We start from the raw sequence: 26,977 nt of genomic DNA, 5'->3' as shown, positions 1-26,977 counted from the left end.
CTAACAATAAAGTTAGATTTTTTTAAGACAAATAGATATCAACCATCTTTATAATCACTGACATACGTAAGAAATATGAGTAAAGTTATTATTGCCAATATGGCAAACAAGACCATTCATGCAGATAGTACAAGTAAATCTCTGTTGGAGCATATCCATGACGCCGAATTGGATTGGATGCATGCTTGTGGAGGAAATGGACGTTGCACAAGCTGTAAAGCGATTGTACTGGATGGCGCAGAGCATTTCTCTCCTCTTTCACCTTTTGAGGAGAAATGTATAGATGCAGGAAAACTAAAAGAAGGAGAACGCCTGAGCTGTCAATGTCAAGTCAATGGCGATATCACGATTCAGGTTCCCGAGACTTCTAAGTTTCCTCACATCACTTACACGGAGGTATAAGTAAAAACAATACACGATTCCTCAACGGGAAATATATTTTTTCACCATTAATCACAAACTAAATGACGAGCACAACAATACACAGCCGCCTTCAAGAGGTGAAATTCGGACTTATCCTAAGTCTTCTAACGATTCTTTTTGGTTTTGGAATGGGAGGTGTCTTTGGAGCGATGGAAGATGATATCAAAGGACATCTAAAAGCAGAAGGACAAGCTGCATTAGAAACCGTTTACAAAGGAGATGAAGCTAAAATGAAAGCTACAGTAAGTAAGTCTTGGAGCTACTTCAAAAGAGCCCACTTACACGGAGGTGGCATTGGAGCCGCGACACTAGGAGTGATCATTGTTCTAGCATTTACCTATGCATCATCGATTTTTAAATTGGTAGTTTCTATCGCGCTTGGAGCTGGCGGATTAGGATACAGTATTTTCTGGATGATGGCAGGCTTAAGAGCTCCCGGCATGGGAAGTACAGGCATTGCTAAAGAATCCCTAAGCTGGTTGGCGATCCCTAGTTCAGGAATGCTATTACTAGGATTGATTACGGCAACTATCGTTGTAGCAATTTCTCTGTTTTCTTCTAAAGAAAAAGCGTAAGTCTCTTTTGTTCATATTGTTTAGTTGAGCTTCGCTCGTTCATATTGTTTAGTTGAATCATTGATTTTCAGCAGAAAACTGCTGAGTTTAATTGAGCTTCGCTCCATTCACACGCTCTATAATGGTCATCGAAGGTGAAATCCAACACTCAACTAAACAATATGAACGAGCGAAGCTCAATTAAACACCATGAACAAACTATTTAGGAAATGGCAAATACAATTCCGGTTGCTTTACTGCTACTTCTGTCAAATGCGCTAAAGAGCGCATCAACTCTGCCTTTAAAGTAACGGGCAAATCTTCCCAAGATCCTTCTTTCAGGTCTCGATCACAATAAGGCCTATAAGCATTCAATAATCGCTCTATAAGCAATTTCCCGCCGAAGCGCAGATTTAGTACTTCATCTGGAAGATTTGTGATCCTTGTGCCATCCGGAAATACTATTGTTCCTTGTGTCAATCTCATACGTGTTCCTTTTAGCTCTTCCAGGTCTTCTGTTTGAAGTGCAACACTTTCAGAAGCTCCTGCAAGCCATAGTGACACTAATGCCTTTCCCTTCTCACTCCACATCCAAAAATCTTTCAGAAAAGGTATTCTTGGAGGCGCCACTTCCAAGTAAGTTTTATACTGCTTCTGGTACTCCTTATTCATGACAATTGCAATACAATAGTAAAAGATATTCTCTTCCGTTACGCTGCGATATTTCTCCAAGGCATCCATCCGCTGCTTATCCAAAGCATAGATACAGTCAGAAAATTGTTGTAACTGCTCTACCAAACGGTTCATCAAAGTCTTACGCTCCTTGACTCCAGAAAATAAGCGTTTTATTTTCTGCTGAAATGCTTGAATAGTCATATTGAGTTGGTCTACTAGCTCCTCCCCTTGTTGCTGGCTTAGAATGTCCGTTAATTGTCTAGAAAACTTATATAATACAGGAAGAGACTTAGTAAGTGTTTCAATTTCACTAACCTTTTCTTTCAAAACGTTTAAAGCTTCTATTGATAAAGAGCTTTCCAAGGCTCCCTCCAAGGGTTGAGCATATCTTTTCCAAAAAGCCTTGACTATATCTTTTGAGATGGAATAAGTCTCCGTTCCATTGTCGTTCAAATACTTTAAAGGGAGTAAGATCGCCTTATATTGCTTCAATAATGACTGTTCTACAGCTCCCTTCACAACTGCTGCTGAAATTCCATATGAACCCGCACTCCATAACAAACTAGGCCCCTCCATTAATGGCACTTCTTCTGTATAAGCCCATGACTTTAGGAAGGGTTGACTCCAAACTCTATGGATATTCTTCTCGGAAAATATTCTAACCTCTACTTTCTGTGAAAAAAATTGCTGTTTGTCTTCCTCGCTATCAATCTGATTACGAAAGTCCTTTTGTACCTTATTTATTAACGCCGTACGTTGTAAATCGAGATATTCAGCATCTATTAATACTCCCTTTCTAGTATCCCTGCTTTCAAAAACTGCCTGTTCATAAGTACTGTATAATGGGATATCACAAAGATATTCCTCTGAAAAACCCAGTAGCCAACTACTACTTTCTTTCAATACTTTTCCGAATTCTTTATCCTTTGAAGCAAAAAACACCTTGTGCCCATCATACGTTTTATCAAAAACAAACGTGTACAAGTAACGGTCAGCTGTGATTTGTTCTATATAAATTGCATCACAAAACTCCCAGGCTTCCTTTCTCCAAACTTGATAGGCTTTCCCAGAACCAATCTCAGCTCCTGCATAAAGCTGTACAAACCCTTTCCCAAGGAACTGTAAACGAGACCATACCAACCAATTAGAGAGCTTTTTATTAGCGGACTTCTTAAAAAACCTTCTTGTTTCCCTAGTAACCACCTTAGATACATAGTAATCCTCTTTCAACCAGTATTGCTCCTGCCCCAGAATGATCATAGGTTTATTCTCACCTAGCTCCCCCACCATATCTTGATGTTGCTTATCTTTCAAAAGAGGTAAGAACTGTTGTCTATAAGTCAAATCATCATAATTCAACCCTAAGACATTTCCCCAAAAAACTCCTTGATTATACTGACTAAATACCCAGTAATAAGCCTCCAAGCTTGTTGTGACCACTAACAACCTACCGCTTACTGAATGTACATTCTCTGCAAAATAATTAGGAGCAATCCATTCTATAGTAGTAGATTCTCCAAGGTGGGTTTCTTGAATGTTTTGAGAAAGTGGCTGAACATCCCATACCTCCTCATCCATTGCTAACATTAGAACGACTTTACACAATAAATCCCTAATGATAGAAGGCTCTCCAATAGACTGAAGTCGACTAACTAACTGTTCTTTTCGCTTTTGCTGCTGAGACCGCTCTAATAGTACTTCTCCAGCGACCTCCATACATTGGTAAACAGAAGAATCTCCTAAGTTATTCTCCTGGCCTAAAGCATAAGTAAGTATAGTACTCATTACCAAATGCTTACTATAATACTGCAAGCTTTCCTCTACCGAAATACGTCTTCCTTCTGTATCCTCAATCAATTGGATCAATTCCAACACAGCATGATCATACTGCATCTCCTCAGCATACCTATAAAATATATCCTGTTGTATATCTTGTTGAAATTGAGCCATCAGGGCTTCTAATACCTCTACGGACGCATAAAACGTATGGCCATTCGTCGTTTGCATATAGTCTATTGCTAATAAAAAACTCAAATAAATGTTGGTTTTTACAATATTGACAAAAAATAAAACAAAACCAATAAAGGTAGAAGGTAAGAGGTAAAAAGTAAAAGGTAGGAGCGACCCTTGTGGTCGCCCAAAGAAAGGCAAGAGGTAAGTAGGCACCTTATAGTCGTCCCTATAAACAAAAAGTCACTTACCCCTATTATCATTAGGAATAAGTGACTTTGCACATAATAGCTTGACTGTCCGAGACAGTAGACTAAGAAGAATACTATCGTACTCTTTTTGAAGCTGCATAGTTTACTTTCAATGCATTCACCTCTCTCAATTGATTGGTAACGTCATTGATCACACCCATTTTAGCATCACGGTCTACTTTCAGAGACATCATGATTTTATCTCTATCCGCTTCAGGCATCTTAGCTTTCTCGTTCATGACGAACTGAGGAATACTCTCTGCGTCGATGATTACATCGTTCACCTGAATACGAGTTTCCTTACCGAAACGAGCTTGATCTTTAGGAGCACCTACGAAGATGTAAGACACCAAAGACTTTTTCTCTAGTTTAGTAAGCTGAGAGGCATTTGGCAAGCTATTCTTTACCATCAGCTCGGAATCTCTCATTACTGTTGTCACCATGAAGAAGAACAACAGCATGAAGATAATATCCGGAAGCGCTGAAGTAGGGATATCCTGACTCGCTTTTGATTTCTTCTTAAATGCCATATACAAATGATATTTGGGATACTGTTAGACAGTACCCAATGGTTCTCAAAATGATAATTAACCTCCGATGTCCGACGGCTCAGCGTCAGAGATCATCTTAGGAATTACTTTTTTCACCTCATCCATTCTTCCTTCCAAAAGTTCCTGCTCTCTACGCTCTACGTCAGACTGAACAGTTTCTTTTAGGAATTCTTCCATTTCCTGGAATTTTTCGATGGAAACTCCCATTTGACGAGCTCTCAACTCATCGTAAGCGTAGTTTAACTCATCACGTACACGAATGTACATTTCGTAGCTAGTACCACGGTCTGTTTTGATAGACACGATCGCCTTTGTAGGAGCCTCAGAGAGGTTACTTTTCTTTGCCGGGTTGATCACAAACTCTTGAACAAGTTCCTTCAATTGGTCAACTTCGACTACTTGATCTTCGGCCAGCAATTGATCCTGAGAGTTGATCAGGATGTTAAAGATGTTACGCTCTTTTTGCTTTACAATTGTCTGGTTCTCAGCTTTAGGGGGTAGCATTACGGCTACCCCTTTATCTGTTGCGATTGTAGTCGTTACCAAGAAGAAAATCAACAAAAGGAATGCGATATCTGCCATTGAACCGGCGTTCACTTCCGAATTCTGTCTATTTTTCTTCTTTTTCATTATTTGAATACTTTTGCAAACGAATTAAATACTGCTGCAATCGCGGTAACTGCTGCCAAGATGTAGAACATGTACAATCCTGACCCTACCAATTTCGAGATATTTGTAGCCTCAGTCACTTGGTCTCTTTTCAGTCCCATGTGTACCAACTGCTGCTCTTCAGTGAAAGCACCGTCAGCCAACACCCAGCTAATGCCAAATATTGCAGCGATCAATGCTACACCTGCGATTGACTTCACAGCCGACTTAGGGTCTGTTGCCATTTTGAAGACTACTCCTAAAAGTACTCCTAGCAATGCCAACGCCATCAGGCCATAAGAAGCATACATCAAGAAATCTGCATAACTACCAATGGTCACCGAGCCGAAAGCTATATCTGTTGCTTTATCTTCCATAATAAACGTTACGTTTTCGTGTAATTAGAAAATATCTAAGCGCCTTTCAACGGCTCGTAGACTTATTTGTGAGATGAAACGTTGTGCTTCACCAATAGGTCTACCAATGAAACTGAAGCCTCTTCCATTTCAAGAACGATGCTATCGATAGAAGACACACAGTAGTTGTAGCAAAGCTGAAGGATAACCGCTACGATTAGACCACCTACAGTAGTCAAAAGGGCTACTTTAATACCACCTGCTACTACCGTAGGAGAGATATCACCTGCTTTCTGGATATCATCGAAGGCACCGATCATACCGATTACCGTACCCATGAAACCAAGCATTGGAGCCAAAGCGATAAATAGGGAGATCCAAACTAGACCTTTCTCCAATTTACCCATTTCAACAGAACCGTAAGCAACTACCGACTTCTCTACTACGTCGATACCCTCACCAGCTCTCATCAAACCTTGTGTGAAGATAGAAGCTACAGGACCTCTTGTTGTCTTACATACTTCAAGAGCTGCATCTACACCGCCAGTGCTAAGTGCATCTTCAACATTCTTAAGAAGCTTCTTAGTGTTTGTAGAAGAAAGGCTCAATACGATGATTCTTTCCAAAGAAACTGCAAGACCCAAGATCAAACAGATTACTACAATACCCATGAATCCCCATCCACCATCGATGAACTTATCTTTGATCACCTGGTGCATACTTGCTTCCTCTTCTTCAGCCTCCTCTACTACTGGAGCTGCTGTTTCTACTGCTGCAGAATCAACTTCAGCAGCTGCGCTATCTACTACATTTTCAGTTTGCTCTCCTGCTGTCATCTGCTCGTCCTGAGCGAATGTAAAAGAAGCAGTATTTAGCATAACTGCACAGAATAGCATCAACGATGTGAATACTGTTTTCATAACTTTAAAAATGTTCAATTTGTAGGTTTAAGTGAGTAAATTAACTTTTTACCAAAAATTGTGGTTTAACATCACAGTTGGCTGTCGCTATAAATGTCGCGTCAATATCAAAGTTTGATTAACAATCTTACTAACGCAATAGATCATTCTTCACCAAGCAGTCCAACAAATTCACCCGCAATTTAAGTAATATTACAATAAATTGTATTTTTTTTCGATATTCTTTAACTGAATAGTCTTGCAAAGAAATTAATAATCTCGAACATAAACAAGAGGTTAAATCTCGAACTATAGCGATTTATGTCACTTTTCTTTCATTTTTTTGTAAAAAAACAAAAACAACCCCTATGTAAGATCTTAGCTAATCTCACCTGCTAACGACTTCTGCATCATACTCTTTACCTCTTCAGAAGAGGTATACCTCCCCCATAAAGCCATCAATTTTGTAATGGCTGACTCAGTGGTCAAATCTTTTCCACTAATTACTCCAATTTTTTCTAAATGAAGACTCGTCGCATATCTTCCTTGCAGTACTGATCCCCCTGTACATTGTGAAACATTCACGATCACTACCCCTTTTTCTACTGCTTTTTGGAGCGCTTGTACCAACCAGGCCTCTGTGGAAGTGTTCCCTGATCCATAGGTTTCCAAAACTACCCCCTTTAATCCTGGCATCGATAAGAGCGCCTCCAAATACTGCTGTGACATTCCCGGAAATATTTTCACGATAATCACATTCGTATTCATCTCCGTATAAACCTTCAGCTCCTGCTCTGTAGATGATGGTCTCCATAAGAGGCTCTCAAAGTACTCAATATGGATACCCGCTTCTGCCAAAGGAGGATAATTATAGGATTTAAAAGCCGTAAAGTTGAAGTTCTGCACTTTCTTGGAGCGATTCCCTCTCAGTAACTCGCTACTAAAACAAATACAAACTTCTTGTACCAACATACTCCCATCAGTCGAGCGAGCTGCTGCCATTTCCATTGCAGAAATAAAATTCTCTCGGGCATCGGTACGAGGTACCCCTATAGGCAATTGTGCTCCTGTAAAAATCACCGGCTTCTGCAGCCCTTCCAACATAAAACTCAACGCAGAGGCAGAATAGGCCATGGTATCAGTACCATGCAGAATCACAAACCCGTCAAAATTATCATATTCCTCCTTGATAATATCCGCTAATGTTGACCAATGCGAAGGTTTAATATCTGATGAGTCAATCAGGGGATCCAAAGAAAATACAGTCAGATTGAAGTCAAAGCGTCCCAACTCAGGCACTTTTTCCAGAATCTGCTCAAAATCAAAAGGCACCAGACTTCCTGATTCCCGATCCTGATCCATTCCAATCGTTCCTCCCGTATACAGAATTAATATGGAAGTATCTGCTTGTCTAACTTTTTGGGTGTTGATTTCCACCACGCTGTACTTACTCATATACTACTTCTTTTTTCGTCTACACTGGTAATCCAAAAAGTGCTTTTGCGTTTTGCGTCGTTTGAGCAACGACATCCTGGAAGTCAAGTTGCTTCAGTGTGGCGACTTTCTCAGCTACATAATACACAAATGCCGGTTCGTTACGCTTTCCTCTATGAGGAGTTGGAGATAAATAAGGACTATCCGTTTCCAATACGATTTCAGACATCGGAATTTCTGGAATCACTTCCTGTAGGCCGCCATTCTTAAATGTTGCCACTCCTCCTAACCCGATCTTGAAATTCAGGGCTTGCAGACGCTTAGCATCCTCTACCGTTCCAGTAAAACAATGTAATACACCAAAAAGACGTTCATCAGAAAGTTCTTCCAACAAATTTAGTGTCTCTTCCATCGCATCTCTCGTATGGATTACCAACGGTAGCTCATGCTTTTTGGCAAGGTCAGCCTGAATACGAAAGGCCTCTTTTTGTTGCTCAAAAAATGTCTTGTCCCAATAAAGATCCAAACCCATTTCTCCCACAGCTACAAAATCCTTTTTCTTATTCAGCCAATCTTCTACCAGGTACAGCTCTTTTTCAAAATCCTTTTCCACATGGCAAGGGTGTAAGCCCATCATGGAGAAACATTGCCCTGGATACTTTTGCTCCAGCTCCAACATTCCATCAATAGACTCGTGATCAATATTAGGCATCAGTATACTTTCAAGCCCCCCCTCATCAAAGGCTCTGGCCAGCATATCATCCCTATCATCCTTAAACTTCTCTGAGTATATATGTGCATGCGTATCAATCATACCCTTGGTTCTTTTTATGTATTAAAAATAAATGTTGCTGTCTTACTCTCTCGTAAAAGACAAAATTAATCAATGAATATTACAAGATCACAGAAGAATCATATAAAAACTTAAAACCTTGTTAAATTCAAAAGAATCCTTAGAATTTGCAGGGAATTTCCGTTTATGCGGAAAGGACAACTGTCTTTAAGATATATATTCCTAAAGCAGCTTTCGTTTTTTGAGCGATGGCATTCCACTGACCACAAGGACACTCATAATGTATAAAACATATGAACTATAAGAATAGAATAACGTTAGGCCTTATTTTTTCAGGAATCATCCTACTCTTTTTTGGATTCAAAAGCTCTCAAGAGCCATATCGTACCCTTCCCAATACTGATTTCCAAAAAGGAGAAACTCTTACCTATACTGCGGGGTATTCTTTTGTCGACGCAGGAGAAGCAGTGGTTCACTTGGATGAAAATCTCCACAAAGTGAATGATCGAATGTGCTACAAAGTGACTGTTGACGCCAAAACCATTGGCGTATTTGGGTGGACTACCAAAGTCCATGACATTTGGGAGTCTTACTTTGATCCCAAAGCGATTATGCCCATGCGTTTTCACAGAGATATTTCGGAGAATCGCTACCGATTGGTAGAGACCACTGATTTTTTTCATGATGAGAAAAAAGCGATTGTCAGCTCTTACAAAAAAGACAGTACGAAGGTCAAAGTAAAAGAATACCCTATCCACAAATATTGTCAAGACATCATCAGTGGCTACTATCTATTACGCACCTTAGAGTATGAAAGCATGAGTAAAGGGGATACGATTAAAATGAAGGCCTTTTTTGAAGACAAAGAATATGACTTCAACATGCTGTATGTAGGTAAAGACCGCATAAGAACTAAATTTGGGCAAGTGGATGCTTTTGCTATTTCACCCATCATGCCCCCCAATAGTATGTTCTCAGGAGAAAATGCGATTCTATTCTGGGTATCTGATGATGCCAATCGAGTTCCTCTCAAAGTTAGTGCAAAACTACTCATTGGAGCCATCAACCTACGGCTTGTAGATTATAAAGGCTTGAAGGAGAAGATTGGAAAGAAAAAGTAATTATCGGTTATCGGTTATCGGTTATCGGTTATCGGTTATCGGTTATCGGTTATCGGTTATCGGTTATCGGTTATCGGTTATCGGTTATCGGTTATCGGTTATCGGTTATCGGTTATCGGTTAAGAAAGTTATTTTAACCCTAAGTAACATACGATACCCTAAGGGTATTTTTTCAACACTTTTTTTAAGCGATAAGCAATAAACGATAAACCAAAAAGAAGCCCCAACATCGCTGCTGGGGCTTTCTTATGATCTATTCTTATTATTACTGAATAACTAGGCCTTAGGAGCACCTTTAAGGATTGTAGCATCCTCCAAGCCTTCTTCAAACTTCTTGAAGTTATCGACAAAGGCCATAGCTAACTTCTTAGCAGTTTCTGTGAATCCTTGGATTCCCGCTTTCTCCCAGTTTCCTTTAGGGCTTAATACCTCTGCTGGTACGTTTGCCACTTCTGTTGGCACCAGTACTCCAAAGATTTCGTCCTCTACAAATGCTACGTTATCCAACTGACCATTCAAGGCTGCTGTAATCATCGCTCTGGTATATTTTAGCTTTGTTCTATCGGCCTTACCGTAAGGACCTTCAGACCAACCTGTATTGATTAACCAGATATTCGTATTGAACTGTTCCATCTTATCTCCAAGCATTTTCGCATATACTGAAGGGTGCAATGGCATGAATGGTGCGCCGAAACAAGCCGAGAACGTTGGTGTTGGTTCTGTCACTCCTGCTTCTGTACCTGCTACCTTCGCCGTATATCCAGACATGAAGTGATACATCGCCTGCTCTTTTGTCAACTTAGAGATCGGAGGCAATACTCCGTAAGCATCACACGTCAAGAAGAAAATGTTTTTAGGGTGTCCGCCTACAGAAGGAATTTTCGCTCCCGGGATATGATCGATTGGATAAGAAGTACGCGTGTTCTCTGTCACTGATACATTCTCATAATCCACGGTCTTTGTACCAGGGAAGAAACGAGTATTTTCCAAAGTAGCTCCAAACTTAATGGCATCCCAGATTTGAGGTTCTTTCTCTTTCGTCAAATCGATGGTTTTTGCATAACAGCCACCTTCAAAGTTGTAGATTCCATTGTCTTGTGACCAGCCGTGCTCGTCATCACCAATAAGCTTACGATCAGGATCTGCGGAAAGTGTTGTTTTACCAGTACCAGACAAACCGAAGAATACAGCAGTATCCCCTTCCAAACCTTCGTTAGCAGAACAGTGCATTGGAAGAACTCCTTCCTCTGGAAGCACCGCATTCAATACAGAGAAAATTCCTTTCTTAATTTCTCCTGTATAACGGCTACCTCCTACGATGGCACATTTCTCTGCAAAGTTAAGAATAGAGAAGTTTCCTTGTCTTGTACCGTCTACAGCTGGTGTTGCATTGTACTCTGGAGCCTGTACCACCATCCAATCTGGTTCTCCAAAGTTTTTCAATTCTTCCGCAGAAGGTTCGATAAACATATTAGAAACAAATAGGGATACGGATGCCAGTGGTGTAATCACTCTTACTTTAATGCGGTAACGTTCATCAGCTCCTGCAAAAACATCTCTTACATACAGTTTTTGATTGTCTTTCAGGTAGTCTAACATTTTAAGGTGTAATGCGGAGAATTTATCTGCATCAAACGGTTTGTTGATATTCCCCCACCATACACGGTCTTTAGTGTAAGCATCCTCTACGATGAAGCGGTCCTGAGGCGATCTACCTGTAAACTTCCCTGTATCACACATGAAAGCACCAGTGTCGGCCAATACACCTTCTCCATTTCTCAAAGCCTCTTCAATTAGGCTAGAGGGAGCTAGATTGTAATTGATTTGCTTAACGTCCTTGAGGAACTCTGCATTCAGCTTATTCGTTTCAGTCATGATAATAAAATTTGATAATTGATGAACGTTTTTGTGTTGTGTATGAATGGTACAGCTTATAATCAATTCCTATAATAGCAATTCACTACAAACGCCACATTCATTGCATAGTCAAACTATGTCATTCAGCTTAGTTAAATATAGTACTTTTCGTATTAACTATTACATAAATCACCTTTCTATTGGTAATTATGTCATTATTTCCTTGTGTGTATTACAATACTATCTAACAACGACCAACTATAAAGTGATCTCCATCAATAGTTTTTAGTAATTCTCATTAGCTTATTTTGCTCCTCAAAAAAATCCTATTTCACCCCCCGCTCTAGCAATTTGAGTGCATTATACAACGACTTTTTTTACCATCCAAAAAAAGCGTAAAAATAACACTTGAATAATTTAATCAGGTATTATCATACCATTTCACGAAGTTATGTTTCTTTAAAAGATCCTAAATAATTGAAATTAATCCATTATATTAAAATTGGGAATAATAGATCATACACCAATGATTATTCTCTATTCAATACCGCTTTCATTCTAAAGTTCTAAAACTCAGAAAGCTGTCTTTTACAACTGTGTGTTTAATAAATTATCACAACTAACCATGGAACAAAAATTACATGTTAGCTCGGAGGTTGGTACCCTTCGAAAACTCATGATCCATAGCCCAGACGAAGGCATTGGAAAAGTTATCCCTACCAAAGCGCAAGAGTGGTTATTTGAGGACATTATCCATGTGGAGACTATGCGAAGCAAGGAATATGACCTTTATATTAAGTTGCTACTTTATTTTCTGGACTATGAAAAAATCCATCAGCAAATTTCGGATGCTGACCACCCAGAAAATAAGCGTAATTTTTACAAACCTGATAAAGAGGAGTACTTTTTGTCCGATAAGGTTATTGAGCCCCAATACCTTCTTTCAGAAATATTAGATATGCGGGATGTCCGCAACCGTTTGGTTGCCTCTATCTGTGCTTACGAGGAAACTTCGTACCATACACAGGAAGAATTATTAGAGATCCCATCAAAAATTCTGGCTCGCACCCTTATTTCGGGAATTATGCCTGACGGCTCCATGATTTTCCCTCCTATTCCAAACTTTATCTTCACGCGAGATATTGGTATTATGATCAATGATCATATCCTACTGAATAAGCCTGCAAAAGCCGCCAGAGCTAGGGAATCTATCTTAGCAAAATATATCTTCCATAACCACCCTATGTTTGCCACTTATAAGGATAACATCATTGAGGTCAACGAGCCAAAAGATTTTTTCCTATTGGATAACGAGGAGTTAAGCAAAAGCCGCATCACGCTGGAAGGAGGGGATATCATGACAATTGCTCCTAATCACCTTTTGGTGGGAGTCAGTGAACGTACTTCACTACATGCTGCGAGTATGCTTGTACAGATTATGCATGAAAGAAACGTAGTGGAGAAGGTCACCGTGATTAGAATCCCTGCCAAGAGGGCTTATATGCATATTGATACGACCTTTACCCAAGTAAAAAGAAATCTCTGGGTTATGTTTGGCTCTTTCTCTAAGCAAGGAATGGAGCAAGAGCAACGTGGATTTATACGCAGCCTGGTTGGAGAGCAAAACAGTGATCATTTGGAAATTCTTCAATATGTAAAAGGAGAAGACTACAACACTCCAAAGCGCTTCACTTATTTGGAGGACTTACTGGATGATATTAGTCAAAATGACTTGCACTCTACAGAGCCAACAGAATTCATTTACTCTGGGGACAATCAATTCCCTTATGGAAGAAGAGAGCAATGGACAGATTCTTGTAATGTCTTGGCGATTAAGGAAGGCGTTGTCATTGGGTATGACCGTAACGATAAAACTTCTGAAGGATTCAGAAAGAAAGGAATGACGGTTATTGATGCAGCAGAGTTATTAGATAAATTCGATAGAGAGGAGCTTCATCCTGATCAAGTAGAGAACACCTTAATATTATTGCCTTCGGCGGAGCTTTCTAGAGCTAGAGGAGGTTCTCACTGTATGAGCATGCCACTATTTAGAGATCCTTTGATCGGTTGAGTCGTTGAAAGAAATAGTGATAATAGAAAAAGCCAATCTTCTCAATAGAAGATTGGCTTTCTCATTATATGAATCGTCCCTTTCGTTATACCAACTCTAATGATCGAATATGTGTAGCGACCTGCTCCATCAACCACATTGGAGTAGACGTAGCGCCACTAATACCTATTTTATCACCTGGGTTAAACCACTCAGGATTCACCTCATCCTCATTCTCTACGAAATAACTTCTTTCATTGAATTTCAGGCAGACGTTATAAAGGGATTTACCATTGGAGCTCTTCTTACCACTCACAAAGACAATCACATCATTTTCCTGAGAGAATTTCTCCATCTGAGGCTCACGGTTGGATACTTGTCGACAGATACTATCGTTAGCGTCAAACATTTCCAAGTGAGCATTCTCTCCATTCGCAGTAGACAGACGCTTTTCAATCTCTTCCTTCAGTTCGTAGAAACCTTTGGTACTTTTAGTCGTCTGGCTAAACAATACAATATTCTTTGCAAAATCTACTCTATCCAACTCATCAATACCGGATACTACAATTGCTTTATCTCTTGTTTGACCAGTCAGGCCAATTACCTCCGCGTGTCCATGCTTTCCGTAAATCACCACTTGTCCATTGATCTCCTCTGCTTTATCAAAAGCATTCTTTACCCTGTTTTGGAGTTTCAATACCACTGGACAAGAAGCATCGATCAACTCAATATTGTTCTCAATGGCTAACTTATAGGTTTCTGGCGGCTCTCCATGCGCTCTAATGAGTACTTTACAATCTCTTAGTTCTTTTAATTGCTCTCGGTCGATCACCTGCAACCCTTTTTGATTCAGGCGTTCTACTTCCATGGCATTATGCACAATATCCCCAAGACAATATAAAGTACCTGAGGCCTCCATTTCTTCCTCTGCCATCTGAATGGCGAACTCTACGCCAAAACAATATCCAGATTTTTCATCGATAACCACTTCCATCACGTTGGCTTATATTAATTCGTTAAAAATATCTTGTTAAAATCTTCGGACGCGCCGGGTGCGCATCCCTACGGGACATATATCCTATCGTTCTACAGTCTTTCTATTTGTTTTCTAATAAACTTCGGCAAAGTAAAACATGTTTTGCGAATTTCTTCATCATAATAAAAAAAGTCTTCTGTCCCTTCTTTACTCTCCTCATTCAACCACTGTCTTGACGAAGGTTCCTTACTTACCCATGCAAATAATTTACTGCCTCCTACATCTCCGGTATGCGCCCAGTACACCTTAATATCTTCCATAGCAAATTGCTGTTGTAGCATCTTCAAATGCTTTATCGCTTTTGCACTTTGCAGCTCTACTTGCCCCAACACCAAAACTAATGTACCGTTACGTTTGAGGTGTTTATTATAAAACGTAATATCAAATGTATCCTTTCCTAAGGTATGCTCATCTAATAAAATAATATCATATACTCCCTTCAACTCCTCTCCTACCAATACCTTTATTTCATTCTTTTGACTTGTTATGTCATAAAATGACTCACTCAATAACTTTTCTTCTTTCTCAACCCACCAAGAGGGTTTTATTCCTTCATAAGAACCTAATTCTTTGAGTAAACCAGCCCCTTCCAACCCACAAACGAGCACCTCTGCTTTTTGTGTATTGGTAATGATAGGGTGTACCATCATTTCATGCATCACTTTAGAAGAATAATAGTCCAATACTACCTTTCCTCTAAAGGTCAGAAGTTCATTCCCTGAAGGAGTATGTAGCTTCTGCCAATAAGGTGATAATTGCTTTCCTGAAGCCACCTCGGCTTTATACGATTTCATCAATGCATCTCCAACCTCCGTAACCCAAACACTACGTTCCAATAAAGATGCTTGTCCTGTATAGGGGAAAGAGTCTGATAGGGCTTGTTCCTGAAGGGCATTCGTATCCCCTCTCAAGGTATCTGAGATATCAATATGCTTGCCTTCAAATGCTTTTGCCAGATAGTTTAACGCACGTTGTGGGTATACGTGTTCCCCGCAAGTAAAAAAATCAATGGTCGCAAATCCGTATTCGGGCCATGTATGTACAGCCAAATGACTCTCCTGAATCACTACTACACCGGATACTCCGTAGGGAGAAAAATGATGAAAAGTAGAGTTAATCACGGTAGCATTGGCTTCTTGCGCAGCCTTCACCATCGCTTGCTCTACAGCAATCACGTTATTAAGAATTTCTGGATTACATTCTTTCACTTCTCCGGTCAACTGCCTTCCCAGTGCGCCCTCAAATGCCTGTAACATTCAAAAAAAAATTTAATTCGATTTTTATATGAGTAATGTTTATTGGTGATGGCTTATCATTCATGAACGATAGGCCATCACCGATAAACCTAACATCTCCGTTACCTACTCTGTCAATAAGCTGCGTAATGTCTCAGGATCGTTAATATCCATATCAGAGGTATGAATTGAACCTTGTGTCGTCAATGCTAAACGTACATATTGCTCATTGAAGATATATTGTTCTCCTTCTCTGCGAACATTGGATAACACCACCCTCACAGGCTTTTTTACTTCCTCCAATAATTCTATATCCCGAATCTGCGAGCGATTATCTGCAATCAAAACCAATGTATGCACATCTTTATAAGCTTTTTGTGCCTCAATAAGCGCCTCTACGTCATTTTCTGGAATATCCCCTCCATCACCACTCTGTTTAATCACAGCCATTTGTCGAATAATATCCGTAGGTTTTCGACTGTACACATGATAAATACCGCCAGTCTGTCCTATTTGCTTATCTGCATTACTCTTGAAACCACCATCATTAAAAAACGTAAAGCCCATCAGTTGCTTCATGGATTGTTCTTGTATTTGCCACAATAGTACCTGTAACGTATACTTATACATACTTCCTGTCCAGTCACTTACAATAACAACGTTATCCCATTGCTGATGGTTACGTTTAAATGCCATTACAGTAGACTGATCATCGTCTAGATGCAACCCCATCTTCCTCTTGATCAAAGCATTGAACTGCTTCTTGATTTGCATCTGTCGCTGCAGAATTTTCTCAGGATCCAATTGTAGATACTTATTAGAAGAAGGGTTAATATAAATCGAGAACCCATGGTAAAGAGCACTAGCCTGTTCTTTACTTTCCACCCCTATCTGCTCTATGATTTTGACTGGGAATTGAACATTCTGCTTCATCAGCTCCGGAAAAACTTGAGCCAACGTTCTAAATCTATCCTGATTAAGCTGATCAAAGTCTAACCCTTGGGGATGATTCGTATAAGCGAGATGTATACTATCCACATCGGTGACTTGAAGCTGCTGGTCTAGTCCATCAAAAGGAATAAACTCCCCATATTGCATGGGGAGTTGTAATACTCGTTTACTTTTATCGACCTGATATACTTTTTGTTGCTCCCTTATCGCCTGCTCGAACAATACCATAGGCTCCTGTCCCCAGGATTTCTGTAAAAAAATAGACAGTAATAGTCCTAAGAAAAATATTGTTTTACCATTCATCATATTATACGATTATTGATCAGAGATGGCAACATACTAGACGATTAGGTTAACTCATCCAATTCCATCCATCTCATCATTTTCTCATCCAATAGGTCTGAAATTTCTCCTATACGCTGAGAAATACTGACCAATTCTTCATGGTCCGTAATTCCTTCATTCATACGAACCGTTAAGACCTCTTTTTCTTTCTCCAACTCCTCCATTTCCTTTTCCAACTGCTCATATTCTTTTTGCTCTTTAAAGCTCAACTTCTTTTTTGCGACAGGTTTAACTTCAGTCTTCTTTTCCTTCTGCTCTGCCTTTCGCTCTTTTTCAGCTTTCTTCTCTGCTGCTTCTTTAGCCAAAAGTTGTTCCCTATAATCCGTGTACTGCCCGTTAAAATCTTTGACAATTCCCTCACCTTCAAAGACAAACAAATGGTCTACTAATTTGTCCATAAAATAACGGTCGTGCGTTACTACCAACAAACACCCTGGAAACTCCTCCAGAAAATCCTCTAGCACACTGATGGTTTGCAAGTCCAAATCATTGGTAGGCTCATCCAAAATCAAAAAATTTGGATTGTCCATCAGTATAGTACACAGGTAAAGTCTTTTGCGCTCTCCTCCGCTCAAAGTAGACACATAAGCATACTGCTGTTCCGGTGTAAAATTGAAACGTTGCAATAGCTGAGAAGCCGTCAACTGATTACCATCGGCCATAGGAATAACTTCCGCTACTTCTTTTACAACGTCAATAACCCGCTTATCATCTGTCTTGGGAAGTCCTTTTTGAGAATAATACCCAAAAACAACGGTCTCTCCATAATCGATATCACCACTATCGGCTGCTTCTTTACCTGTTAAAATATTCAGGAAGGTTGATTTCCCTACACCATTTTTTCCTACGATCCCTATACGCTCTCTTCTTTTAAAGGTATAGTTAAAGTCCTCCAAAATAAGTTTCTCTCCATAGCTTTTATTCAGGTTTTCGATCTCCATGATCTTTTTCCCCATACGAGCCATTTTCACACTCAACTCCACTTTTCCTTCTCTCTTTCCGGAGTGCGCCTTCTCTTTAAGGTCATCGAAAGCATCCATACGATACTTCGCTTTGGTTCCTCTTGCCTTAGGCATGCGTCGAACCCACTCCAACTCCTTACGCATCAAGTTCTTGGCTTTATCAACAGAAGCTGCATCCTGTGCTTCTCGCTCTGCCTTTTTCTCAATAAAGTAAGTATAGTTTCCTTTGTAACGATATACCCCATCCTCAGTCAGTTCAATAATCTCATCACAAACCCTATCCAGGAAGTATCGGTCGTGCGTCACCAATAGCAAAGTCAACTTGGAGCGTTCCAAATATTGTTCCAACCATTCAATCATATCCAGATCCAAGTGGTTGGTAGGCTCATCCATCACCAACAGATCCGGTTCATCGATCAATACCTTAGCCAAGGCAACCCTTTTACGCTGTCCTCCAGACAAAGCACTTACTGGCTGATTAAGTTGCTCCAACTTAAGCATTCCCAATACCTGCTTTACTCTGGCTTCAGCGTCCCAAGCCTTCAACTCTTCCATGCGTTCTGTAGCTTTTTGTAAAGCCAACAAAGCCTTCTCAGAGGTATCATGTAACTGCTTTTCCAGCACCTCCTCATAATGGCGAACCGCTTGCAAGATCGGTGTATCCGAATTCAATACATGCTCTAAAATGGTCTCTGACTCTTTAAATACAGGTTCCTGAGCCAGATAGGCTACATTGATGTCATTGTTCATGGCTACCTTGCCCGTATCAGGCATATCCCTGCCCATCAACACGTCCAGAAGCGTTGACTTCCCTGCTCCATTTCTAGCGACCAGAGCTACCTTTTGTCCCATGTCCAAACCTACATTCACGCCTTGAAAAAGGACTCTATCCCCGTAGGATTTCGATATATTTTCTGCTGATATATAATTCATTGTTGAATTGTTGAACTTCACCTTTGGTGAGTTGAATCGTTGATTATTTTTACTATAGCCTTTCAAGCTAACCTCATCCGGTCTACGGAAAACTATCTGGTTTATCGGTTATTGTTTATCGCTTATGATCACTGATCTATTCACGCTACCGCATCCATCTGAAAACTATAGTTGATTATTTTTCCTTTAAATAGCTTACCATAAGGGATGCCGCTCTTTCCGAAGCGCCTTCCGTATGAATTAATTGCTTAAGTTCTTTGTAGTCTGCTAGTATTCTTTCGCGATTTTGCCCTAAAACTTTATCGAGTTCCTCTGTCAAACGGGTTGTATTAAACTCATCTTGTATAAGCTCCTTGACAACTTCTTTACCCGCTATAATATTCACTAAAGAGATGTGATTTACCTTGATCAATAATTTCACTAGAGAGTATTGTAATGCACTCAGGCGGTAACAAACCACTTCAGGCACCTCAAACAAAGCCGTCTCCAAGGTTGCCGTTCCTGAGGTAACGACTGCTGCCTCTGCATGAGCCAGTAAGTCATAGGTTTGATTATAGATCACCTTCATCTGCTGTTCCTGTGCTTCTTTATACAGTTCAGCCGGTAGGTTATCTACACCTGCCACCACCAATTGATACTTTTGGTCGTACTTCCCCCTTATCGTTAACATTGTCGCTAACATATCCTTGACCTCCTGTTTGCGGCTTCCTGGCAAGATGGCAATCACGGGTTTATCAGGAGACAACTTATTTTTTTCGTGAAAATCAGGATTGGGTTGAAACTGAGCAATAGCATCCAATAGAGGGTTCCCTACATAATCGACCTCATAATCAAAGCGTTTATAAAATTCCTTCTCAAAAGGCATAATCACAAACATACGGTCTACGATACGCTTGATCTTATGTGCTCTTCCCTGATTCCATGCCCATATTTTAGGAGATATATAATAGAATGTTTTGATCCCCTTTTGCTTGGCAAACGCAGCGATTTTAAGATTAAACCCTGCATAATCAACCATAATAACCACATCGGGTTGATAAGCCAGTATATCTTTTTTACACTGTTTTAAGAAAGCTTTAATCTTAAAAATATTCTTCACAACCTCTACGAAACCCATAAAGGCCATCTCTCTATAGTGTGTCACTAGCTCTCCTCCAGCTTTTTCCATCTCATCTCCTCCCCAGCACCTAAACTCTGCTTGAGGATCTTGCTCCTTCAAGGCCTTCATCAAGTTTGCCGCATGCAAATCTCCTGACCGCTCTCCCGCAATTAAATAGTATCTCATAGATAGGTTCTCAGTACAGTAAAAATAAATAAAAAAAGCTGCCCCTATAGACAGCCAAATATAGAAGTATTCCCAGCAAGGTACAAGAAGCAACCTGCAATGTCATACTTATTTACCCCCGTAGTATTTCACGAAATTATTGCGCGTCTCATGCAGCTCAATACAATGCAGCTCTGCATTGGGAGCGCTTTCCTTAATTAATGGATAGAGAATATCCCAGAACGACATGGCCAATGTTTCACAGGTCGTCATCTTTCCCTTGAGAAAATCAACATCTAGGTTCAGGTTACGATGATCTACCTTACTAATGATATGCTCTTTGATCATCCTTCCCAGTTGCTTCATGTCCATTACAAAGCCCCTTTCTGGGTCCACCTCTCCTTTGACCGTAACAATCATCTCAAAGTTATGCCCATGCCAATGCTCATTAGAACAAATACCGAATACCTCTTCGTTTTTCTCCTTTGTCCAATTAGGGTTATAGAGCTTATGTGCGGCGTTAAAATATTCCTTTCTACAAATATAGATCATAGTCCTTTCAATTTTGGAGGGGCAAATTTACAAAGTAAATCAAAAAAAACTATAGAAGGTAAGAGGTAATCCGTAAGGGCGCCCCTTGTGGCTGTCCAACCTTAGGTGATGTCCTCAACGATAAGGTGTCAAAGATCATCTAATGAGATGGAATACTTTCTCTCATATTTTAGTTTCTATTATTAAATGTTAAAGCTGATGTATCTCCTATTGGCTAAGTACTCCAATTATCAGAGAGTTGTTGCATCTGTTTAACACTAACTAATACCCATATGATCAACTAGCTATACTATGAAAAGCTATCGCTTATTACTAATACTCAATATTTGCTGCCTTTTGATCATTAACTCCTCTTGCCAGGATAAAAAACCTGTAGAGCAAGTAGAGTCTCCTTACCCTGCAGTAAAAATCATACAACACAACACCCCTTTTTTTTATGATTTTGCTGCCGATATACAAGGAATTGAAAATGTAGAAGTACGTGCAAGGGTGAGAGGCTACTTGGAAAAGATCTTGGTAGATGAAGGCCAAAAGATTACGCAAGGCACCGTCATGTTCCAGATAGAGGATAAAGAATTTTTGGAACAAATATCCAAAGCAAAAGCCAATGTTAGTCAGGCACAATCCAGTGCCGCCGCCGCCAAAGTGGAGGTCAACCGTTTACGTCCCTTGGTTGAGCAAGATATTATTTCCAAAACAGAGTTAGAGGCTGCTGATGCCCAATATGCTGCCGCACTATCTAAGATACAAGAAGCAAAGGCGGCTTTAAATAATGCTCAAATAAACTATTCCTATACCAAGATTAAGGCTCCCGTAACCGGGTTTATTGATCGTATTCCATATAAAGAGGGTAGTTTAATCAGTGAAAGTACCTTATTGACTACCGTCTCTAATGTTTCCAATGTTTATGCTTATTTCAACGTATCGGAAAAGGCATACCTTGAGTATACCCGTCGAAATGCTGATTTACCCGACAGTATCAAAGAAAAACGAAATAAGGTCGATCTCATTTTGGCAGATGGCAATAAATATGCTCACACAGGAGTCATAGAGACCATTGAGGGACAATTCAATAAAGAAACAGGTGCCATTGGTGTCCGTGCTCGTTTCCCTAACCCAGATACCTTATTAAGAAGTAATACCTCTGGCCGTATCCGAATTTATCGAGAACAAGATGATGCATTATTGCTCCCTTTGAAGTCAACTTTTGAGATACAGGATAAGATCTTTGTTTACGTTCTCAATGAAAAGGACAGTACCGTACAAGTCCGTAACATTATTCCGAAACGTCGAGTATCTTACTTTTACATCGTCGAATCAGGGATCAAAGAGGGCGAACACATCATCTACGAAGGTGCTCAAAATCTTACAGACAGTGCCAAAATAAACTATTACAATATTTCCATGGACAGCCTGATTGAAGCAGCTCCTTGGGAATAAAAACACTGACCATCACCCAAATATACCCATTGTTATGTTTGAGACCTTTATAAAACGGCCCGTATTATCTACGGTCATCTCTATTTTCATTGTGATTGGAGGAGTACTATCCATGATCCAACTACCGGTATCTCAGTTCCCGGATATTGCACCTCCTTCAGTCTCTGTACAGGCGACTTACACAGGAGCCAATGCCGTGGTATGTGCCAATTCCGTAGCAGCACCTTTAGAGGATGCGATCAATGGTGTAGAGGGGATGACTTATATGAACACGGTGTGTAATAATAGTGGTATCACCAATATTCAAGTATTCTTTGAACTGGGCACGGATCCCGATATTGCTGCAGTAAACGTACAAAACAGAGTTGCTACCGCCATGAGTCAGCTCCCTAGTGAAGTTGTAGAAACGGGTGTAGAGACCAAGAAACGACAAAATAGTATCCTACTATTTCTGACTATACTCAGTGATGACAGTACGCATGACGAAAAATTCTTGTACAACTATATGGACCTGAATATCATTCCTGAGATTAAGCGTATCAATGGGATTGGGGATGCTAATATTTTTGGAGGAAAGGATTACTCTATTCGTGTATGGTTGAAGCCAGAAAAAATGATTGCTTACAACCTGTCTACGACAGAAGTCACCAACGCCATAAAATCACAAAACCTGGAAGCTGCTCCTGGTAGACTTGGAGAAAGTTCATTCAGAAACCCACAAGTCCTGGAATACATTCTGAAATATAAAGGGAAACTAAAAACCCCTGAGGAGTATGAAAATATCATTGTTAAAACTAACGATGATGGGTCTTTATTGTACTTAAAAGACATTGCTGAAATCGAGTTAGGGACGTTACAATATTCAATGATATCCAAGACCAACGGAAAGCCTGCTTGTTCTGTGATGCTCTATCAAACACCGGGGTCAAATGCACAAGAGATTATAGCCAATGTGAAGGCTAAATTGGAAGAATTAAAGGGATCGTCTTTTCCCCAAGGAGTAAGGTATGAATTGCCTTATGATATTTCTCTATTTCTTGACGCTTCTATCCATGAGGTAGTTAAAACCTTAGTGGAAGCCTTTATTCTGGTGTTTATTGTAGTATTTATCTTTCTTCAGGATTTTCGTTCGACACTTATTCCAGCCATTGCGGTTCCCGTATCATTGGTAGGGGCCTTTATCTTCTTGGTAGCCTTCGGATTCTCAATCAATCTATTGACACTATTTGCCTTGGTTCTCGCAATTGGTATTGTGGTGGATGATGCGATTGTTGTTGTAGAAGCGGTACATACCAAGATGCATGAAGAACATATGCCCCCGGTACAAGCCACTTTTGCAGCAATGAAAGAAATCGTTTCTCCGGTTATTGCGACCACTTTAGTTGTGATGTCAGTGTTTGTGCCTTCCGCATTTCTTTCTGGTCCGACAGGGGTATTTTACCGACAGTTTGCCTTAACCATTGCCATGTCGGTATTTGTATCATCCATTAATGCCCTTACGCTCTCCCCTGCACTATGTGCATTGCTACTTAAACCTCCAAAAGAAGGAAAGAAAAAAGGGTTATTAGGGGGCTTTTTCAATAAGTTTAATGAGCTCTTTGATAAAGTATTAGGGAAATACGCACAAACACTGCGATTCTTGTTAAGTAAAAAAATTCTTCCGCTAGGATTACTTACTACTTTTATTGTAGGGATAGTTCTTATTGCCCCCACTATTCCTACAGGGTTTATCCCTACCGAAGACCAAGGGGTAATTTTCGTAGATGTCACAGGCCCTCCCGGGGCCAGTTTAGAGCGTTCTCAAAATGTTTTAGATGAGTTGGAGGATATTGCCTCTGAGTTTGAACAGGTGGAAAATGTCACCATGGTATCGGGTTATAGTATTTTGGCTGGATCGGCTGGTAGCTCCTATGGCTTTGCTATTATACAACTAAAGCCTTGGGAAGAGCGAGAAGGAAAGGAAAACTCTGTTTTTGGCTTTATTCAACAACTGAATACTAAAATACGACATATCAAAGATGCCAATATTATCCCCTTTGCACCTCCTACAGTACCCGGTTTTGGTACATCCAGTGGTTTTGAAATGCGTTTACAAGACCGAACAGGAGGAGATTTAAGTGAATTGGATGAAGTCACTAAATCCTTTAGCCTAGCCCTAAGTCAACGACCTGAAATCGCCTATGCGATGAGTAGCTTTAGTACGAAGTTCCCACAATATGAAGTAAGGATCGACGAGGCTCAAGCCATGAAACTAGGGGTCACCGTACAAGACGCCTTGGTTACCTTACAAACCTATATAGGTAGTTATTATGCCTCCAACTTTACACGCTTTGGGAAGCTGTACAGGGTAATGATTCAAAGCTTACCAGAATACCGAAAAGAGCCAAGTGACCTGTTGGATTTTCATGTCAAAAATGACAAAGGAGAAATGGTTCCTCTTTCCGCCTTTGCGAAACTTCAGAAAGCGTATGGGCCAGAGCAAGTAACTCGTTTCAATGTATACAGTGCAGCCTTGATTAATGGACAAGCCGCTCCTGGCTTCAGTACAGGAGATGCAATTAACGCGATATACGAAGAAGCAGAATCACTCCCCAGAGGATTTGGTTTTGACTGGTCTGGTATGACACGGGAAGAAGTGCTATCCAGTGGACAGGCAGGAATCATTTTCGCTATCAGCTTTCTATTTGTTTTTCTGGTACTGGCGGCCCAATACGAAAGCTATATCACCCCTATATCTCTATTGCTTTCTATTCCAACGGGGGTATTTGGTGTTTTTGTTTTCCTAAAATTAACCGGCCTAGAAAATAATATCTATGCACAGGTTGCCTTAATCATGTTGATCGGACTACTGGCAAAAAATGCCGTACTGATCGTGGAGTTTGCCCTTATCAAAAGAAGAGAAGGGATGAGCATCCTAGAATCTGCTATTGCGGCAGCTACCCTTCGTCTCCGACCTATCCTGATGACTTCCTTCGCTTTTGTATTGGGGGTTGTTCCCTTAGCCATTGCTACAGGTGCCGGAGCTATAGGCAACCGTACAATTGGTATTTCAGCCTTTGGAGGAATGCTTTTTGGAACCATTTTCGGTGTCATTATCGTACCGGCGCTCTATGTAGTTTTCCAATATTTAGCCGAGAAAATATCTGGAAAACCTACACCTCCTGAAACCTCTGGTGATACTGCTCAAAACGAACAGTAGTACTGTTGAAACATGCTTCAAGATTATGAAAAAATCACTTTCGATATTTCTATTAGGCATTCTGTTGACAAGTCTATTCTTCCAAAGCTGTAAGATGGGGAAGAACTATAAAAGGCCTGAGTTAGCTATGCCTGAAGCTTTCTATACGGATTTTTCCACAGATACAAGTAGTAATCTATCGGAGATTTCATGGAAAGACTACTTCTCAGACACGGTCTTACTTGCCCTTATTGACTCTGGGTTACATAACAACTATGACCTATTAATTGCGGAACAACGTGTGATACAAGCCAATGCGCTGCTTATGCAAAGCAGGGGTGCTCTTATTCCGTCCTTCTCGGGGGGAGGTGCTGTTGGAATTGCTGATCCAGGAGATAATAGCTTGCAAGGTAAAAACATCAATGCGGCCAATGCTACAGGAAATAACATTCCTATACCTATAGAAAACTATCAATTGGATCTTAGTATGTCCTGGGAGATTGACTTTTGGGGAAGACTTAGGCGGTTAAAAGAATCCGCTAAGGCTCAGGTTGCTCAAACAGAAATGGCGCAAAGAGCTTTAGAAACCGTATTGGTTGCCAATATTGCTAGCTTGTATTATGAGTTACTATCCCTGGATATTAAACTAGAAGTGATTAATAAAAATATTGCCCTACAAGAAGAAGCCTTCAGAGTGGTCAAGCTCCAAAAAGAAGGTGGTAGGGCTAATGAAGTAGGCGTGAAACAGATTGAAGCCCAGCTGCTCAATACCAAAGGGTTGAAACCCGCAGTATTGCAACAGATGGTCGTGACAGAAAATGCACTCAATTATTTATTGGGAAGATATCCTCAGGAAATTCACAGGGGAGACTCCTTAATGCAGCAAGAGCTTCCTGAAACCGCTTTTACAGGAATTCCATCGGAGTTATTACAAAGACGCCCTGATATTTTAGTAGCAGAATATAGCTTGATGGCTGCCAATGCTAATGTAGGTGCAGCTAAAGCGGCTTTTTACCCTACTATTTCTTTATCAGCCACTGGTTTTATGAACTCATTTGATGCCGGAGAATTCTTTTCTTTACCTGCCTCTCTAGGGTACAGTGTAGCTGGAGGACTGGTCGCTCCTATCTTCCAAGGCAATGCCATTCGAGCGCAGTACAAATCTACTGAAGCCGAACGTGAGCAAGCCTTGTTTCAATACCAGCAAAGTATCATTACTAGTTTTAATGAAGTCATTAACTCTTTGGTTGCTGTTAATCAACTGGAAGAGCAAAAATCACTCAAAGTACTAGAAGTGGATGCCCTTCTTAAGGCTGCTCACTTCTCCAATGAACTCTTTAAAAGCGGTTATGCTAATTACCTGGAGGTGATTACGGCCCAAAACAATGCTTTGGTTGCTGAACTTGACTTAGCCGATATTCAAAAAGAGCAACTTATTTCATTAGTCGAGCTATACCGTTCACTTGGGGGCGGCTGGGAGTAAAAACTGGATAGGAAATATATCTTTTAAAACTCTTCA

Annotated in this window: 21 protein-coding genes; 7 read left to right on the top strand and 14 right to left on the bottom strand. The window is 40.3% G+C overall.

Going from position 1 to position 26,977, the window contains the following annotated elements:
* Positions 1-75: 75 nt before the first annotated feature.
* Both ABD985_RS11995 and ABD985_RS11990 read left to right on the top strand, forming a co-directional pair.
* Complete coding sequence (locus ABD985_RS11995; protein WP_345372044.1) at positions 76-402, top strand: 2Fe-2S iron-sulfur cluster-binding protein; 327 nt, start codon at positions 76-78, stop codon at positions 400-402.
* Positions 403-464: 62 nt separating this feature from the next.
* A complete protein-coding gene (locus tag ABD985_RS11990) occupies positions 465-998 on the top strand; it encodes a hypothetical protein (RefSeq protein ID WP_345372042.1) in 534 nt (177 codons plus the stop codon).
* Between the two features lie 198 nt (positions 999-1,196).
* On the opposite strand, the gene ABD985_RS11985 is transcribed toward ABD985_RS11990, so the two are convergent.
* From ABD985_RS11985 to ABD985_RS11955, 7 genes are all read right to left on the bottom strand, one after another.
* A complete protein-coding gene (locus tag ABD985_RS11985; protein ID WP_345372040.1) occupies positions 1,197-3,686 on the bottom strand; it encodes a type ISP restriction/modification enzyme in 2,490 nt (829 codons plus the stop codon).
* Between the two features lie 241 nt (positions 3,687-3,927).
* On the bottom strand, positions 3,928-4,383 hold the full coding sequence (locus ABD985_RS11980; protein ID WP_345372038.1) for an ExbD/TolR family protein: 456 nt from the start codon (positions 4,381-4,383) through the stop codon (positions 3,928-3,930).
* 57 nt (positions 4,384-4,440) lie between these two features.
* Positions 4,441-5,034, bottom strand: coding sequence for an ExbD/TolR family protein (locus ABD985_RS11975; RefSeq protein WP_345372036.1), 594 nt, complete (start codon positions 5,032-5,034; stop codon positions 4,441-4,443).
* Positions 5,034-5,429, bottom strand: coding sequence for a hypothetical protein (locus ABD985_RS11970; RefSeq protein WP_345372034.1), 396 nt, complete (start codon positions 5,427-5,429; stop codon positions 5,034-5,036). The genes ABD985_RS11975 and ABD985_RS11970 overlap by 1 nt, the downstream gene beginning before the upstream one ends.
* Positions 5,430-5,491: 62 nt before the next feature.
* A complete protein-coding gene (locus ABD985_RS11965; protein WP_345372032.1) occupies positions 5,492-6,328 on the bottom strand; it encodes a MotA/TolQ/ExbB proton channel family protein in 837 nt (278 codons plus the stop codon).
* A 357-nt stretch (positions 6,329-6,685) separates the two neighbouring features.
* Positions 6,686-7,762 carry an asparaginase gene (locus tag ABD985_RS11960; RefSeq protein WP_345372030.1) on the bottom strand — a complete coding sequence of 359 codons (1,077 nt, stop codon included), beginning with the start codon at positions 7,760-7,762 and terminating at the stop codon, positions 6,686-6,688.
* Between the two features lie 19 nt (positions 7,763-7,781).
* A complete protein-coding gene (locus ABD985_RS11955; RefSeq protein ID WP_345372028.1) occupies positions 7,782-8,555 on the bottom strand; it encodes a TatD family hydrolase in 774 nt (257 codons plus the stop codon).
* 272 nt (positions 8,556-8,827) lie between these two features.
* Between ABD985_RS11955 and ABD985_RS11950 the strand changes: the two genes are divergently transcribed.
* The gene (locus tag ABD985_RS11950) at positions 8,828-9,655 is read left to right on the top strand and encodes a DUF3108 domain-containing protein (RefSeq protein WP_345372026.1); all 828 of its coding nucleotides are present in this window, start codon (positions 8,828-8,830) and stop codon (positions 9,653-9,655) included.
* Positions 9,656-9,931: 276 nt separating this feature from the next.
* On the opposite strand, the gene pckA is transcribed toward ABD985_RS11950, so the two are convergent.
* Positions 9,932-11,530, bottom strand: a complete 1,599-nt coding sequence (pckA, locus tag ABD985_RS11945; RefSeq protein WP_345372024.1) for a phosphoenolpyruvate carboxykinase (ATP) — start codon at positions 11,528-11,530, stop codon at positions 9,932-9,934.
* Between the two features lie 607 nt (positions 11,531-12,137).
* Here pckA and ABD985_RS11940 point away from each other — a divergent pair.
* Positions 12,138-13,583: an arginine deiminase family protein gene (locus ABD985_RS11940; RefSeq protein WP_345372022.1), complete on the top strand. Its 1,446-nt coding sequence runs from the start codon at positions 12,138-12,140 to the stop codon at positions 13,581-13,583.
* Positions 13,584-13,668: 85 nt separating this feature from the next.
* Here the strand turns inward: ABD985_RS11940 and ABD985_RS11935 are convergent, their stop codons facing one another.
* From ABD985_RS11935 to ABD985_RS11910, 6 genes are all read right to left on the bottom strand, one after another.
* Entirely contained in the window at positions 13,669-14,556 is an 888-nt protein-coding gene (locus ABD985_RS11935) for a 4-hydroxy-3-methylbut-2-enyl diphosphate reductase (protein ID WP_345372020.1), read from the bottom strand.
* 92 nt (positions 14,557-14,648) lie between these two features.
* Positions 14,649-15,854 carry an adenosylmethionine decarboxylase gene (gene speD, locus ABD985_RS11930; RefSeq protein ID WP_345372018.1) on the bottom strand — a complete coding sequence of 402 codons (1,206 nt, stop codon included), beginning with the start codon at positions 15,852-15,854 and terminating at the stop codon, positions 14,649-14,651.
* A 105-nt stretch (positions 15,855-15,959) separates the two neighbouring features.
* The gene (locus tag ABD985_RS11925; protein WP_345372016.1) at positions 15,960-17,090 is read right to left on the bottom strand and encodes a hypothetical protein; all 1,131 of its coding nucleotides are present in this window, start codon (positions 17,088-17,090) and stop codon (positions 15,960-15,962) included.
* Between the two features lie 41 nt (positions 17,091-17,131).
* Entirely contained in the window at positions 17,132-19,024 is a 1,893-nt protein-coding gene (locus ABD985_RS11920; protein ID WP_345372014.1) for an ABC-F family ATP-binding cassette domain-containing protein, read from the bottom strand.
* Positions 19,025-19,199: 175 nt separating this feature from the next.
* A complete protein-coding gene (gene lpxB, locus ABD985_RS11915; protein WP_345372012.1) occupies positions 19,200-20,309 on the bottom strand; it encodes a lipid-A-disaccharide synthase in 1,110 nt (369 codons plus the stop codon).
* Positions 20,310-20,417: 108 nt separating this feature from the next.
* Positions 20,418-20,840, bottom strand: coding sequence for a 6-pyruvoyl trahydropterin synthase family protein (locus ABD985_RS11910; RefSeq protein WP_345372010.1), 423 nt, complete (start codon positions 20,838-20,840; stop codon positions 20,418-20,420).
* 291 nt (positions 20,841-21,131) lie between these two features.
* Between ABD985_RS11910 and ABD985_RS11905 the strand changes: the two genes are divergently transcribed.
* The 3 genes from ABD985_RS11905 to ABD985_RS11895 are packed head-to-tail and all read left to right on the top strand — an operon-like array spanning position 21,132 to position 26,941.
* A complete protein-coding gene (locus ABD985_RS11905; RefSeq protein WP_345372008.1) occupies positions 21,132-22,280 on the top strand; it encodes an efflux RND transporter periplasmic adaptor subunit in 1,149 nt (382 codons plus the stop codon).
* 34 nt (positions 22,281-22,314) lie between these two features.
* Entirely contained in the window at positions 22,315-25,479 is a 3,165-nt protein-coding gene (locus tag ABD985_RS11900; protein WP_345372006.1) for an efflux RND transporter permease subunit, read from the top strand.
* A 25-nt stretch (positions 25,480-25,504) separates the two neighbouring features.
* Positions 25,505-26,941, top strand: coding sequence for an efflux transporter outer membrane subunit (locus tag ABD985_RS11895; RefSeq protein WP_345372004.1), 1,437 nt, complete (start codon positions 25,505-25,507; stop codon positions 26,939-26,941).
* Positions 26,942-26,977: the final 36 nt, after the last annotated feature.

Source organism: Algivirga pacifica (genome assembly GCF_039543525.1).
Taxonomy (GTDB): domain Bacteria; phylum Bacteroidota; class Bacteroidia; order Cytophagales; family Flammeovirgaceae; genus Algivirga; species Algivirga pacifica.
The sequence above is the reverse complement of the archived record's forward strand: the minus strand, read 5'-3'. Positions and strand labels throughout refer to the sequence as shown.

Bases quoted from the DNA above. Each gene is read 5' to 3' on its own strand.
- ABD985_RS11965 (WP_345372032.1), bottom strand. From the start codon at position 6,328: ATGAAAACAGTATTCACATCGTTGATGCTATTCTGTGCAGTTATGCTA.
- ABD985_RS11980 (WP_345372038.1), bottom strand. From the start codon at position 4,383: ATGGCATTTAAGAAGAAATCAAAAGCGAGTCAGGATATCCCTACTTCA.
- ABD985_RS11910 (WP_345372010.1), bottom strand. From the start codon at position 20,840: ATGATCTATATTTGTAGAAAGGAATATTTTAACGCCGCACATAAGCTC.
- ABD985_RS11950 (WP_345372026.1), top strand. From the start codon at position 8,828: ATGAACTATAAGAATAGAATAACGTTAGGCCTTATTTTTTCAGGAATC.
- ABD985_RS11900 (WP_345372006.1), top strand. From the start codon at position 22,315: ATGTTTGAGACCTTTATAAAACGGCCCGTATTATCTACGGTCATCTCT.
- ABD985_RS11995 (WP_345372044.1), top strand. From the start codon at position 76: ATGAGTAAAGTTATTATTGCCAATATGGCAAACAAGACCATTCATGCA.
- ABD985_RS11970 (WP_345372034.1), bottom strand. From the start codon at position 5,429: ATGGAAGATAAAGCAACAGATATAGCTTTCGGCTCGGTGACCATTGGT.
- ABD985_RS11905 (WP_345372008.1), top strand. From the start codon at position 21,132: ATGAAAAGCTATCGCTTATTACTAATACTCAATATTTGCTGCCTTTTG.
- speD (WP_345372018.1), bottom strand. From the start codon at position 15,854: ATGTTACAGGCATTTGAGGGCGCACTGGGAAGGCAGTTGACCGGAGAA.
- ABD985_RS11955 (WP_345372028.1), bottom strand. From the start codon at position 8,555: ATGATTGATACGCATGCACATATATACTCAGAGAAGTTTAAGGATGAT.
- ABD985_RS11975 (WP_345372036.1), bottom strand. From the start codon at position 5,034: ATGAAAAAGAAGAAAAATAGACAGAATTCGGAAGTGAACGCCGGTTCA.
- ABD985_RS11935 (WP_345372020.1), bottom strand. From the start codon at position 14,556: ATGGAAGTGGTTATCGATGAAAAATCTGGATATTGTTTTGGCGTAGAG.
- lpxB (WP_345372012.1), bottom strand. From the start codon at position 20,309: ATGAGATACTATTTAATTGCGGGAGAGCGGTCAGGAGATTTGCATGCG.
- ABD985_RS11895 (WP_345372004.1), top strand. From the start codon at position 25,505: ATGAAAAAATCACTTTCGATATTTCTATTAGGCATTCTGTTGACAAGT.
- ABD985_RS11960 (WP_345372030.1), bottom strand. From the start codon at position 7,762: ATGAGTAAGTACAGCGTGGTGGAAATCAACACCCAAAAAGTTAGACAA.
- ABD985_RS11990 (WP_345372042.1), top strand. From the start codon at position 465: ATGACGAGCACAACAATACACAGCCGCCTTCAAGAGGTGAAATTCGGA.
- ABD985_RS11940 (WP_345372022.1), top strand. From the start codon at position 12,138: ATGGAACAAAAATTACATGTTAGCTCGGAGGTTGGTACCCTTCGAAAA.
- pckA (WP_345372024.1), bottom strand. From the start codon at position 11,530: ATGACTGAAACGAATAAGCTGAATGCAGAGTTCCTCAAGGACGTTAAG.
- ABD985_RS11925 (WP_345372016.1), bottom strand. From the start codon at position 17,090: ATGATGAATGGTAAAACAATATTTTTCTTAGGACTATTACTGTCTATT.
- ABD985_RS11920 (WP_345372014.1), bottom strand. From the start codon at position 19,024: ATGAATTATATATCAGCAGAAAATATATCGAAATCCTACGGGGATAGA.